Origin of the sequence: Mesorhizobium sp. ORS 3428 (genome assembly GCF_001854785.1) — a bacterium.
In the GTDB taxonomy this organism is placed as follows: Bacteria; Pseudomonadota; Alphaproteobacteria; order Rhizobiales; family Rhizobiaceae; genus Mesorhizobium.
This window is the reverse complement of the sequence record NZ_MDFL01000181.1, coordinates 17,967-30,456: the sequence shown is the minus strand read 5'-3', so window position 1 is coordinate 30,456 and position 12,490 is coordinate 17,967. Positions and strand designations below refer to the sequence as shown.

General features: G+C 63.8%; 10 protein-coding genes. 1 reads left to right on the top strand and 9 read right to left on the bottom strand.

All coding sequences use genetic code 11. The features are described 5' to 3' along the window. Nucleotides 1-37: 37 nt before the first annotated feature. Complete coding sequence (locus ORS3428_RS29445; protein WP_083355357.1) at nucleotides 38-1,354, bottom strand: imelysin family protein; 1,317 nt, start codon at nucleotides 1,352-1,354, stop codon at nucleotides 38-40. 431 nt (nucleotides 1,355-1,785) lie between these two features. Here ORS3428_RS29445 and ORS3428_RS29440 point away from each other — a divergent pair, with 431 nt between their 5' ends. After that, a complete protein-coding gene (locus tag ORS3428_RS29440) occupies nucleotides 1,786-3,039 on the top strand; it encodes an NAD(P)/FAD-dependent oxidoreductase (protein ID WP_071101779.1) in 1,254 nt (417 codons plus the stop codon). Between the two features lie 320 nt (nucleotides 3,040-3,359). Here the strand turns inward: ORS3428_RS29440 and ORS3428_RS29435 are convergent, their stop codons facing one another. The 8 genes from ORS3428_RS29435 to recR all read right to left on the bottom strand — a co-directional run bounded on the left by ORS3428_RS29435 (nucleotide 3,360) and on the right by recR (nucleotide 12,410). Beyond that, complete coding sequence (locus tag ORS3428_RS29435; protein WP_071101948.1) at nucleotides 3,360-4,637, bottom strand: 4-aminobutyrate--2-oxoglutarate transaminase; 1,278 nt, start codon at nucleotides 4,635-4,637, stop codon at nucleotides 3,360-3,362. Between the two features lie 172 nt (nucleotides 4,638-4,809). Then, a complete protein-coding gene (locus tag ORS3428_RS29430; protein ID WP_071101947.1) occupies nucleotides 4,810-5,556 on the bottom strand; it encodes an ABC transporter ATP-binding protein in 747 nt (248 codons plus the stop codon). Continuing rightward, on the bottom strand, nucleotides 5,553-6,413 hold the full coding sequence (locus tag ORS3428_RS29425; RefSeq protein ID WP_071101778.1) for an ABC transporter ATP-binding protein: 861 nt from the start codon (nucleotides 6,411-6,413) through the stop codon (nucleotides 5,553-5,555). The genes ORS3428_RS29430 and ORS3428_RS29425 overlap by 4 nt, the downstream gene beginning before the upstream one ends. 24 nt (nucleotides 6,414-6,437) lie before the next feature. Beyond that, nucleotides 6,438-7,358, bottom strand: coding sequence for a nickel transporter permease (gene nikC, locus ORS3428_RS29420; protein WP_071101777.1), 921 nt, complete (start codon nucleotides 7,356-7,358; stop codon nucleotides 6,438-6,440). Further along, the gene (locus ORS3428_RS29415; RefSeq protein WP_071101776.1) at nucleotides 7,355-8,422 is read right to left on the bottom strand and encodes an ABC transporter permease; all 1,068 of its coding nucleotides are present in this window, start codon (nucleotides 8,420-8,422) and stop codon (nucleotides 7,355-7,357) included. Before ORS3428_RS29415 ends, nikC begins: the two co-directional genes overlap by 4 nt. A gap of 18 nt (nucleotides 8,423-8,440) precedes the next feature. Further along, a complete protein-coding gene (locus tag ORS3428_RS29410) occupies nucleotides 8,441-10,078 on the bottom strand; it encodes an ABC transporter substrate-binding protein (protein ID WP_071101946.1) in 1,638 nt (545 codons plus the stop codon). A 266-nt stretch (nucleotides 10,079-10,344) separates the two neighbouring features. After that, on the bottom strand, nucleotides 10,345-11,619 hold the full coding sequence (locus tag ORS3428_RS29405) for a lytic murein transglycosylase (protein WP_071101775.1): 1,275 nt from the start codon (nucleotides 11,617-11,619) through the stop codon (nucleotides 10,345-10,347). 185 nt (nucleotides 11,620-11,804) lie between these two features. Continuing rightward, nucleotides 11,805-12,410, bottom strand: a complete 606-nt coding sequence (gene recR, locus ORS3428_RS29400) for a recombination mediator RecR (RefSeq protein WP_071101774.1) — start codon at nucleotides 12,408-12,410, stop codon at nucleotides 11,805-11,807. Nucleotides 12,411-12,490: the final 80 nt, after the last annotated feature.

Below are 12,490 nucleotides of genomic sequence, written 5' to 3'. Positions count from 1 at the left end.
CCCACTTTTGGGATCAGGCTTGCTTGAAAACCTTGGCCTACTTGAAGACTTTGTCCGGCGCGTCGAGGCTGTCGGAACCCTCGAAGGCGATGGCGTTGAGCTTGAGCGAGCCAACGGCGCGTTCGATCGACTTTGTCTGATCGATCAGCGCATCGATCGCCGCCTGCACCGTGGCGTTGCCTTCCGCGTTGCCCTCGGCGATCTGCTGGTCATAGGCCTCGCCTGCAAGCGCGCGCGCCTTGATCGCTTCCATCTTGGCGACCGTCACGTCGAGCTTGTCGGACAGTTCCTTGTCGATCGCCGGATCGGCAGCCTTCACCATGTCGGAGACCGACGGGCCGGAAACCACCGAGCCGTCGAGACGCGTATAGCTGGCGTGGTAGGCAGCGCGGATGCCGACCGCGTCATAGAGATGCGAGTTGTAGGTGTTGTCGGAGAAGCAATCATGCTCCTCCTCCGGGTCGTGCAGCAACAGGCCGAGCTTCATGCGCTCGCCGGCCAACTCRCCATAGGAGAGCGAGCCCATGCCGGTGAGGATGGTGGAGATGCCGGCATTCGGCTCGCCATCGACGAGGTTCTTGCGTGCCGCGCCGTCCTCCTTCCAGTTGTTGACCATCTCCTGGAGGTCGGAGACCAGCAGGTCGCTTGCCGACTTCAGATATTCGGCGCGGCGGTCGCAATTGCCGCCGGTGCAGTTTTTGAGATCGTAGTCGGTGTAGGGCCGCTCGCCGGCGCCGGGGCCGGTGCCGTGCAGATCCTGGCCCCAGAGCAGGAATTCGATGGCATGATAGCCGGTCGCCACATTGGCCTCGACGCCACCGGCTTCCTGCAGCGTGCCGGAGAGGAATTCGGGCGTCAGCTTCGAGGCGTCAACCTTCTTGCCGTTAATCTCGATCTGCTTGTTGGCGATGACATTCGCCGTATAAAGCGAATTCTCGTCCGACTCCGTGCCATAGCTCTTGGCGACATAGTCGATCAGACCCTCATCCAGCGGCCAGGAATTCAACCGGCCTTCCCAGTCGTCGACGATCTTGTTGCCGAAGCGGTAGACCTCGGTCTGCTGGTAAGGGACGCGCGCCGCCTTCCAGGCCTCGCGCGCGRCATTCAGGGTCTCAACCGAAGGCTTGGCGATGAGCGCGTCGACGGCCTGGTCCAGCGCCTGCGCGGTGGTCAGCGAATCCTCATATTTGGCCAGCGCGATGTCGGCATAGGTCTTGATCACCGCCTTCGCGTCGGTTTCGGCCTTCGCCGGCAGCACGAATACGGCGGCCGTCAGCGCTGCGGTGGCACCGATCGCGGCAAGCCGGCCGCCCCAACGTGGCGCAATAATTCGTGGCGTGATTATCGCTTTCATCAAATCCATCTCCTCAGAAATTCAATGACATAGGCGTGCGGCCGCCGGTGCGCGGCGCCAGCGCAAGCACAGATGATCGGAAAGGCAAGGTGCCGCGCCATGGCGCGGCCAATCAAAAAAAGACACCGGCAATGCCTCCAATCGAAAGGGTTCAAGGCCCAGACATCAAAGGAAACGCGCTAGAAGCGCAGCCCTCCATAAAGCGGCGAAGAGGCTGGAAGTCAACTGGCTCGACAGAGAAAATTCAATTGAAACAACAGTTTAGAATTATTCTAAACTACAATTGTCAACTTTATGCCGATGACCGGCCGAACGTCCCGGTTGACAGGCAGCCATTCTGGGTGCGACCCGGACACAGGCTCTTGCGGCGGCGGCAGACAATCGCCACCTGCCGGAAGATCCTAGATTTCAAAGGAAAAAATAGGACTGCGATGAAGAACGGGGTGGTGATTGTCGGTGCTGGCCATGCCGGCGTGCAGGCGGCCGCGAGCCTGCGCGAGGAAGGCTATGAYGGACCCGTCATCCTGATCGGCGACGAGAACGAACTGCCCTATCACAAGCCGCCGCTGTCCAAGACCTTCATCAAGGATGYCGGGGCCAAGCCGCAGCCCTTGCGCGGCGAGGCCTTCTATTCCGGCAGCGCCATCGACTACCGGCYGGGCGTTCGCGTCGACAGCATCGTTCCCGGCGCCCGCAGGCTCGACCTCGCGGGCGGCGGTACGCTCGCTTTCGACCGGCTGGTGCTCGCGACCGRCTCGCGGCCGCGTCTTCCCAAGCTCGACGGCTCGGAACTCGCCGGCGTGGTGTCGCTGCGCTCGCTGGCCGACGCGCGGCTGATCCGCGAACTCAGCGCCAAGAGCGAGGATGTCGTCATCCTCGGCGGCGGCTTCATCGGCCTGGAGATCGCGGCGACGCTCAGGGTCGCAGGCCGCAACGTCACGGTCGTCGAGGCTCTCGACCGGCTACTCGGCCGCGCCGTGGCGCCCGTGATCGCAGCCCATGTGCGCCAGCGCCTGGAGGCGATGGGCGTGCGCGTGCTCACCGGCACCACCATCGTCAGGCTCGACGGCGAAGGCGGCCGCGTCACGGCCGCGATCACCTCGAGCGGCGAACGCCTGCCGGCGCAGATGTTCATCATCGGCATAGGCGTGGTGCCCAATGTCGAGTTGGCGGAAGCCGCCGGCCTAGCGATCGGCAACRGCATCCGGGTCGACCAGCAGATGCAGAGTTCGATCCGCGAGATCCTCGCCATTGGCGATGCCGCCTCCTACCGGCACTGGTTCACCGGCGCCGACGTGCGGCTGGAGTCGGTGCAGAACGCAACCGACCAGGCGCGGCTCGCCGCGCGTACCATCCTCGGCCACACGGAATCCTATTCCGCGGTGCCGTGGTTCTGGTCGGATATCGGCGACATGAAGCTGCAGATGGTCGGCCTGACACAAGGCGGCGACAGCCATGTCGTGCTCGGTGAGCCGGCGGACAGCAAATTCTCGATCTATCACTATGCCGGGAACCGGCTGCTCGGCATCGAATCGGTCAACCGCCCGGCCGACCACATGCTCGGCCGCAAGATGCTCGGCGCCGGCTTCTCACCCGCGCCTCACACCGTGGCAGCCGGGCCGGACGCGTTGAAGGCAGCGCTTGCCGCTTTCCAGGATGTGGAGCCTGCGAGGGCGGCTGGTTAAAAGGCGCGCATGGTGTCAGGCACCGCGATGTTTTGGCGACAGCTTTAATCTGAAACGCCGCGCCGCCCCTCATCCGCCTGCCGGCACCTTCTCCCCGTATAGTGACGGGGAGAAGGGAACTAGTGGCGATCTCGGCGTTCAATCCTGCGGCGTTGGYGATTGGCGAAACCATTTGCGGCAGCGTCTTTCTCCCCGTCACCATACGGGGAGAAATGCCCGGCAGGCAATGAGGGGCGGCGCCAACCGAGGCCGTTGAGACCCAACGCTTTGCCTTGGCTTCCATCGCGGCGCACGCCAATTTGTTTTAATTCCAAACAAAATCAGGCGGCCCGCGCCTCGCGGATCGAGCTCTCCAGGATATCCAGCGCCTCGGTCATCACACCGTCCTGGATGGTGATCGGCGACAGGAAGCGGACAACGTTGCCGTAGACGCCGCAGGTGAGCAGGATGAGGCCCTTGTCCAGCGCCTTCAGCCTTACCGCGTTCGCAAATTCCGCCGACGGCAGGCCCTTCTTCACATCGTTGAACTCGACGGCGTTCATGAAACCCGGGCCGCGGATGTCGACGATCTCCGGCACGTCCTCACGGATCGACACCAGCCGCTGCTTCAGCCTGGCGCCCAGCGCATTGGCGCGGTCGCAGAGCTTTTCCTCATCGATGACGTCGAGCACGGCATGGGCCGCAGCGACACCGATCGGGCTGCCGCCATAGGTGCCGCCTAGCCCGCCGGGACCGGGCGCGTCCATGATTTCGGCGCGGCCGGTGACGGCCGAGAGCGGGAAGCCGCCTGCGAGGCTCTTGGCCATGGTGGTGATGTCGGGCGCCACGTCATGATRCTCCATGGCGAACATCTTGCCGGTGCGGGCAAAGCCGGTCTGCACTTCATCGGCGACGAGCAGTATGCCGTGCTGGTCGCAGATCTTACGAAGTGCTGCCATGAAATCGCGCGGCGCCTCGTAGAAGCCGCCCTCGCCCTRCACCGGCTCGACGATGATGGCGGCAACACGGGCCGGATCGACATCGGCCTTGAACAGCTTGTCGAGCGCGGCAAGCGAATCCTCGACGGACACACCGTGCAGCGCGACCGGGAACGGCGCATGGAAGACGTCGGCCGGCATGGCGCCGAAGCCGACCTTGTAAGGCACGACCTTGCCGGTCAGCGCCATGCCCATGAAGGTGCGGCCGTGGAAGCCGCCGGAGAAGGCGATGACTGCCTGGCGGCCCGTGGCGTTGCGCGCGATCTTGATGGCGTTCTCGACAGCCTCGGCGCCGGTGGTGACGAAGATCGTCTTCTTGTCGAACTTGCCCGGCAGCATGCCGTTCAGCCGCTCGGCCAGCCGCACATAGCTCTCATAGGGCACGACCTGATGGCAGGTGTGGGTGAAGCGGTCGAGCTGCGCCTTGACCGCCTCGATCACCTTCGGATGGCGGTGGCCGGTGTTGACCACGGCGATGCCGGACGAGAAGTCGATGTAGCGACGGCCCTCGACGTCCCAGATTTCCGAATTCTCAGCGCGATCGGCGTAGATCTGCGTGGTCATGCCGACGCCGCGCGAGATCGACTGGTTCTTGCGTTCGGAAATGGCTGAATTCTTCATCTCATCCCTCATCGGGCCATCGCTCATGGAGACTGGGCCCGTTCCGTTTGATGGAACCCTTCTCGCCTTATTTCACGTTTTCCTCAAGTTGGCACCATGGCCCAGTCGATTGGGCCTGCCGATCGACGAAGTCCTTCTCTGCCGGTGTGCGCTGCGCGTTTCGGACRTCGTACTAAACCCTCACAAACCCCTCGCTCGCCCTGAGCAGGTTGCGGGTATAATCCTCGCTGACGCGATGGCCGATCAGCTGGCTCGCGGTCAGCGTCTCTACCGCCTCGCCGTTCTGCATCACCATCAGGCGCTCGCACATATGGGTGATGATAGCGAGGTCGTGGCTGACCATCAGGAAGGTGAGCTTGCGCCGCCGCCTCACCTCTTCGAGAAGGTTCAGTACCTCCGCCTGCACCGAGGCGTCGAGCGCCGAGGTCGGCTCATCGAGCAGCAGAATCGACGGTTCGAGGATCAGCGCGCGAGCTATCGCCACGCGCTGGCGCTGACCGCCGGACAGCTGGTGCGCGTAGCGGAAGCGGAAGCCCTTGCCGAGGCCGACCTCGTCCAGCGCGCGCTCGATGCGCTTCTCGCCGTCGGCAATGTCGTGGATGGCGAGCGGCTCCTGCAGCAGCCGGTCGACGGTCTGGCGTGGATGCAGCGAGCCGTAAGGGTCCTGAAAGACCATCTGCACGTCGCGGTAAAAGGCTTTGTCGCGGGTTTTGCCAAGCGTCTTGCCGTTGACGGTGATGGTGCCGCCGGCGGCGGGCGCCAGGCCGGTGATTGCCCTGAGCAGCGTCGACTTGCCGGATCCGCTTTCGCCGACCAACCCGTAGGATTCGCCTTCCCTGACTTCGAGGTTCACGCCCTTCAATGCGCGAAAACGGTCGAAGACCACTTCCAGCCCTTCAACGGATAGCGCCGCCGTCATGCCGCCCACTCCGGCTTGCGGTCGAGAACCGGTAGCGGATGGCGCTCGAAACCGATCCTCGGCATGCAGTTGAGCAGGCCGCGCGTGTAGGGATGCTGGGCATCGCGCAGTTCGGACGCCTTAAGCTGCTCGAYCACCTTGCCGGCATACATGACGACGACGCGGTCGCAGAAGGACGACACCAGGCGCAGATCGTGCGAAATGAAGATCAGGCCCATGCCGCGCTCGGCGACCAGCTTGTCGAGGATGTTGAGCACATCGAGCTGCACGGTGACGTCGAGCGCCGAGGTCGGTTCGTCGGCGATCATCAGTTCGGGCCCGGCGATCAGCWTCATGGCGATCATGGCGCGCTGGCCCATGCCGCCGGAGACCTCGTGCGGGTGAAGGTCGAAGACGCGGGCCGGGTCGCGGATCTGCACCGCGCGGAGCATCTCCAGCGCGCGCTCGCGGGCTTCCGCCTTTCCGACCTTCTCATGCGTGCGCAGCGTCTCGACGATCTGGCGGCCGATGGTCATCACCGGATCGAGCGAATATTTCGGATCCTGCAGGATCATGGCGATGCGATTTCCACGCAGCGCGCGACGCTGGCCAGGCGGTATGGACAGCAGGTCGATGCCGTCGAAGCTCAGCTTTTTCGCCGACACCTCGGCTTGCGGCGGGGTCAGGCCCATGATGGCGCGGCCGGTCTGGGACTTGCCGGAACCGCTCTCGCCGACAATGCCCAGCCGTTCGCGGCCAAGAGAAAACGACACGCCGCGCAYCGCCTGCACGACCCCGGTGCGGGTCGGGAAGGTGACGCGCAGGTCGTCGACTTCGAGCAGCGCGCCCTGTCGCTGCGTATCTCGATTGYCGGTCATTGGTCGCCACTCATTGATCGCTGCTCATTGATCGCCACTCCGAGGATCGAGCGCGTCGCGCAATCCGTCGCCGAGCAGGTTGAAGCCGAGGCTGACGATGAGTATGGCAGCACCTGGTGCGGCGGCCACCCACCACTGGTCGAGGATGAAGCGGCGGCCGGACGCGATCATCGCACCCCATTCGGGCAGCGGCGGCTGCGCGCCGAGGCCGAGGAAGCCGAGGCCTGCGGCGGTCAAGATGATGCCGGCCATGTCGAGCGTCACGCGAATGATCAGCGAGGAAATGCAGAGCGGCATGATGTGGCGCAGCACGATGCGGAAAGGCGAAGCGCCCATCAACTGCACCGCCTTGATGTAATCGGAATTGCGCACCGTCAGCGTCTCGGCGCGGGCGATGCGCGCGTAAGGCGGCCAGGAGGTGATGGCTATCGCCAATACCGCGTTCTCGATGCCGGGCCCGAGTGCCGCAACGAAGGCCAGCGCCAGCACCAGCTTCGGGAAGGCAAGGAAGATGTCGGTGATGCGCATCAGGATCGCATCCGTCCACCCGCCGGCATAGCCGGCCACCGTACCAACCAGAAGGCCGATCGGAGCGGCAATGACCGCAACGAGGATCACCACATAGAGCGTCCAGCGCGAGCCGTAGATGATGCGCGAATAGATGTCGCGGCCAAGGTCGTCGGTGCCGAACCAATGCGCGGCGCCGGGGGCAAGCAGGCGGRCATTMTTGAGGTCGCCGACCGTCGGCGAGTAWGGCGCCAGCACATCGGCAAGGGCGGCGACGACGAGCAGCGCGATGATAATCAGCAGGCCGAYGAAAGCCAGCCGGTTGGCTGAAAAGCGCCGCCAAGCGACATAGGCGCGGCCGAGCCTTGCCTGCAGGCGCGAGGCCGGCCGCTCGCTGAGCAGCCATTCGCGGCGGGATTGGATCGTTTCCGCGCTCATCGTGCCTTGGTCCTTGGATCGAGCAGCCGGTAGAGCAGGTCGGACAGAAGGTTGATGGCGATGAACACCGAGCCGATGATGATGGTGCCGCCGAGCACGGCGTTCATATCGGCATTCTGGAGCGAATTGGTGATGTAGAGACCGATGCCCGGCCAGGAGAAGACGGTCTCGGTCAGGACGGAACCTTCCAGCAGGCTGGCATAGGAAAGCGCGATCACCGTCACCATCGGCACTGCGGCGTTGCGCAGCGCATGACCCCAGATGATGCGCCTTTCCGACAGGCCCTTGGCGCGGGCGGCAACGATATACTCCTGCGCCAGCTCGTTCAGCATGAAGGACCGCGTCATGCGGCTGATATAGGCGAGCGAGAAATAGCCGAGCAGCGAGGCCGGCAGGATGATGTGGCGCCAGGCGTCGTAGAAGACGTCCCACTGGCCCTGCATCGCCGCATCGAGCAGAAAGAAGCCGGTGATCGGCGTGAAGGTGTATTCATAGACGACATCGAGCCGCGCCGGAAAAGCGACCCATTGCAGCTTGGCATAGAACAGGACGAGGCCGAGAAGTCCCAGCCAGAAGATCGGTACGGAATAGCCGATCAGGCCGATGATGCGGACAATCTGGTCGATGAAGCTGCCGCGGCGGACCGCAGCCAGAACGCCGAGCGGAACGCCGATGACGGCGCCGATCAGCGTGCCCAGCGTCGCCAGTTCGATGGTCGCCGGGAAGACGCGGCGGATGTCGGACATCACCGGATTGGTGGTCAGCACCGAGGTGCCGAAGTCGCCGTTCAGCGCACTTTTCACATAGATGTAGAACTGCTGGATCAGCGGCAGATCGAGGCCCATTTCGCGGCGTGTGCGCTCGACCACCGCTACCGGAGCCCGGTCGCCGAGCACCGCCAGCACCGGATCGATCGGGATGACGCGGCCGATGAAGAAGGTCACCGCGAGAAGACCGAGATAGGTCGTCACCGCGATGACCAGGAAACGGCCGATCGACGATAAAATCGCGACGGCACGGGCGCTGCCGCGCCCTGCCGCCGCCTGGTTTTCAGCTATGCTCACGCGCGATGTCCGAGGAGGCTATTCCTTGGAAACCGCCGAGACGAAGTTGGTGTCGAAGCTCGGGCCGAGCGCGAAGCCCTTGAGGTTCTTGCGCAGGCCGGCCACTTCCAGCTGCTGGTGGATGATGACGAAGGGGCTGGTGTCGAGGATCTTCTGCTGCAGGTCCTTGTACATGTCGGCACGCTTGGCCGAATCCTTCTCCAGCAGCGCCGCCTCGGTTTCCTTGGTCAGGTCCGGAATATCCCAGGCGTTGCGCCAGGCCAGCGTCTTGGTCTTGCCGGCGTCCGAATTGTCGGGGTTGCTGGCGAAAGTCTGGGCATTGGAATTCGGATCGAAATAGTCCTGGCCCCACTGGCCGATATAGATGTCGTGGTTGCGGGCGCGGTATTTGGTCAGCGTCTGCTTGCCGTCGCCCGGGATGATCTCCAGCTTGATGCCGGCCTGGCCCAGCGTCTGCTGGATCGATTCCGCCATGCCGGTGGTCGGCTGGCCGCTGCGCACGTCCATGGTCACCTTGAAGCCATCCGGAAGGCCGGCCTTGGCGAGCAATTCCTTGGCCTTGGCGACGTCGAGCTTGAACGGATTTTCATCGACCGCACCGAGATCGCCCTTCGGCAAGAAGGACTGATGAATCTCGCCGATGCCCTTGAGGATGGTCGAGGCCATCGCGTCATAGTCGATCAAATATTTGAAAGCCTGCCGCACTTCCGGCTTGGCGAGGTTCGCGTTCTTCTGGTTGAGGCTGATGTAGTAGACCGTGCCCTTCGGCGCGCTGGTGGTGGTGAGATCGGCCTTCTTGGCGATGGCGTCGAGGTCGTTCGGCTCGAGGTTGCGGGCGACGTCGATGTCGCCGGCCTCGAGCGCAAGGCGCTGCGCCGAGCTTTCCTTCATGTTTCGGTAGATGACGCGGGCAAGCTTGGCCTTCTCGCCATTGTAGTTGTCGTTGCGCTCCAGGACGACGGCTTCGTTGGCGCGCCATTCACGCAGCTTGTAGGGGCCGGAGCCGGCGTAGCCGGTCTTCAGCCAGCCATTGCCGAAGTCGTTGTCCCATTTGTAGTCCGCGCTCGGCTTGACGGCCGCGACATGTTCCTTGACCAGCTTGCTGTCGACGACCGAAGCGACGGTTGCCGACAGGCAGTTCAGCACGAAGCTCGGCGCATAGGGCTTGTCGACGACGAACTGGAAGGTGGTGTCGTCGACCGCCTTGGCCTTTTCGGTGACGTTGTCGCCGCTGATGCCCAGCTGCTCGATGATGAAGGCCGGGCTCTTGTCGAGCTTGACGGCGCGCTCGAAGGAGTAGGCAACGTCGGCCGCGGTGATCGGATTGCCCGACGCGAATTTCATGCCGGGCTTGAGCTTGAAGGTGTAGGTCAGGCCATCGTCGGAAACGGTCCAGCTCTCGGCGAGATCGCCCTTCACCTTGGAGGTGTCGCTGAGGTCGAGGCGAACCAGGAGATCATAGGTGTTGCCGGTGACCTCGGCGGTCGACAGCTCGAACGCCTCGCCCGGATCCATCGATATGATATCGTCGATCGCGAATCCTTCGACCAGCGTGTCTGGAGGCGAGACCGCAAAAGCGGGCGTCGCGAGCAGCGCGGACATCGCCACACCCGCGAGCAAGCCGCGAGAGCGAAGAGCAAACCTTTCGAGCATCATGGTGATCGTTCCCTGTTTTGTTGACCTGAGTTCCCGGCTCAGGGCTGCATTGTTCTTCTCGAAGCCTACAGCGGCCTGGACCACTTACCGTCGTGGTTTTTGTCCATTTGGTCAACACCTTATTAGCAGCGCCGGAGCCGGCAGCGCGCATTTTCCAAGACAGTGTATTGGACCAGCGGGAGCCGCGATGAGTCGACCCATGCGCCGGCTAAACGAAGCCACCGATCGGGAAAAATCTGCCGGAGTTCGTGACCTTCAAATGCCGTCTATTTCAGCTGCGCGACCAGCCCTGAATCGGGAAAGCAGGTCGCGGTCTTGCCGTTCTTCGCCTGCCAGACCCCAATGGAGCGGCGTGTCTTGAACCCGGGCAGACCGTCGGCGCTGCCGACATCGTAGCCCTTTGCCTCCAGCGCCCGCTGAAGTGCGGCGATATCGGACCGGTGGAGATCGCCCACCGGGCCCCAGGCGCCGGCAAAGGTTGCATCGCCCCTGGCGATGCGGTCGGCGGCATGGCCGATGAACAGCGCATAGAGGTCGCTGGTGTTGTATTCCTTCAGCACGTAGAAGTTCGGCGTGACGATGAAGGCCGGGCCGCTGCGTCCGGCCGGCATCAGCAGGAAGCTCTCGGCCTTCAATTCGCTTGCCGGGAACGCCTTACCGTCGACGCGCCTGATGCCCATCGCCGCCCAGTCAGCGATTTTCTTGCCCTGGTCTGGACCCTCGAGGGAGCAGGAGACGCTTGCCGGTACCCTCACTTCAAAGCCCCAGCCTCGCCCCCTCACCCAGCCGTAGTGGACGAGATAGTTGGCGATGGAGGCCAGCACATCCGGTGTCGAATTCCAGATGTCGGGCCGCCCGTCGCCGTCGAAATCCACGGCGTGCTTGAGGAAGGATGTCGGCATGAATTGCGRCTGGCCGAGCGCACCGGCCCAGGACGACTTCATGGCGTTGACCGGCGCCAGTCCGCGCTCGACGATCTCGAGCGCCGCCAGCACCTCGGTGCGGAAGAAATCCTTCTTGGTCGACATGAACGCCTTGGTGCCCAGCACCTCGAAGGCATCGTAGGGCATCTTGGCCGCGCCGAAGCCGGTCTCGCGGCCCCAGATCGCCAGGACCACCTCGCCCGGCACGCCGTAGCGCTTCTCGATCAGCCCCAGCACACGGGCGTTGGCGCTCTCGCGTGTCCGCCCTCCGGCGGTGACAGGGCGGACGGTCTTTTCGGCGAAATAGGCGCCGGGCGGGCCGAACTCCGCCTGAAGCTGCTTCTCGGGCGTCGTCGGCTTCGCGCCGGGCATGACAAGGTCCGGCAATTTCAGGTTCGGCTTCACGCCGATGAAGGCGGCGTCGAAGGTCTTCCTGGAGATGCCCTTGGCCTTGGCCTCGGGCCAGAGATCGTTTTGCAGCCAGGCCTGGAACTGGTCGTCGATCGGCGCGGCGGAGGCGGGGATGGTGAACGAGACGACCAGAGCGGCGAGGAAGAAAACAATCGCGAATACGCGAAGGTAGCGCTCCTTCGCACCCCCCTCTGTCCTGCCGGACATCTCCCCCGTAAGGGGGGAGATCAGATGTCGCCTTGGCTTTCGCCAATCGCCAACGTTGGAGTGCTGTCGATGAAGCTGCCAATCTCCCCCCTTGCGGGGGAGATGTCYGGYAGGACAGAGGGGGGTGGGACGGAGTGCAATGCTTCCAGGAAATCCGCCTGTCACCGATCCCCTCCCCAATCCCCTCAAAACACCGTCCTCGACCGCAGCGCGGCGGCCAGCGTGCCTTCGTCGAGATAGTCGAGTTCGCCACCGACCGGCACGCCATGCGCCAGCCTTGTCACCTTGACGTCGAAACCAGACAACTGGTCGGTCAGGTAATGCGCCGTGGTCTGGCCCTCGACGGTGGCGTTGACGGCGAGGATGACCTCCTTCACCTCGCCGGAGGCAATACGGTCGACCAGCGAGCGGATATTGAGCTGGTCGGGGCCGATGCCGTCGAGCGGCGACAGTGTGCCGCCGAGCACGTGATAGCGCACGTTCATGGCGGCGGCGCGCTCCAGCGCCCAGAGATCGGAGACGTCCTCGACGACGATCAGCGTGCTGGCATCGCGGCGCGGGTCGGTGCAGATCATGCAGGGATCGGAGGTGTCGACATTGCCGCAGGTCGAGCAGATGCGCACCTTGTCGACCGCCTCGCCCATGGCGGCGGCGAGCGGCTGAAGCAGTTGCTCTTTCTTCTTGATGAGATGGAGGGCCGCGCGCCTTGCCGAACGCGGTCCGAGCCCTGGCACCTTGGYCAGGAGCTGGATCAGGCGTTCGATCTCTGGACCGGCGATTCGCTTCGACATCGCTCTGATCTAGGATTTTTCAGAGCGGTTTGGAACATGCGGCGTCCGCGCATGATCCGCCGTGCCGCAGTGGATCATGA

Bases quoted from the DNA above. Each gene is read 5' to 3' on its own strand.
- ORS3428_RS29430 (WP_071101947.1), bottom strand. From the start codon at position 5,556: ATGACGGCGGCGCTATCCGTTGAAGGGCTGGAAGTGGTCTTCGACCGT.
- ORS3428_RS29410 (WP_071101946.1), bottom strand. From the start codon at position 10,078: ATGATGCTCGAAAGGTTTGCTCTTCGCTCTCGCGGCTTGCTCGCGGGT.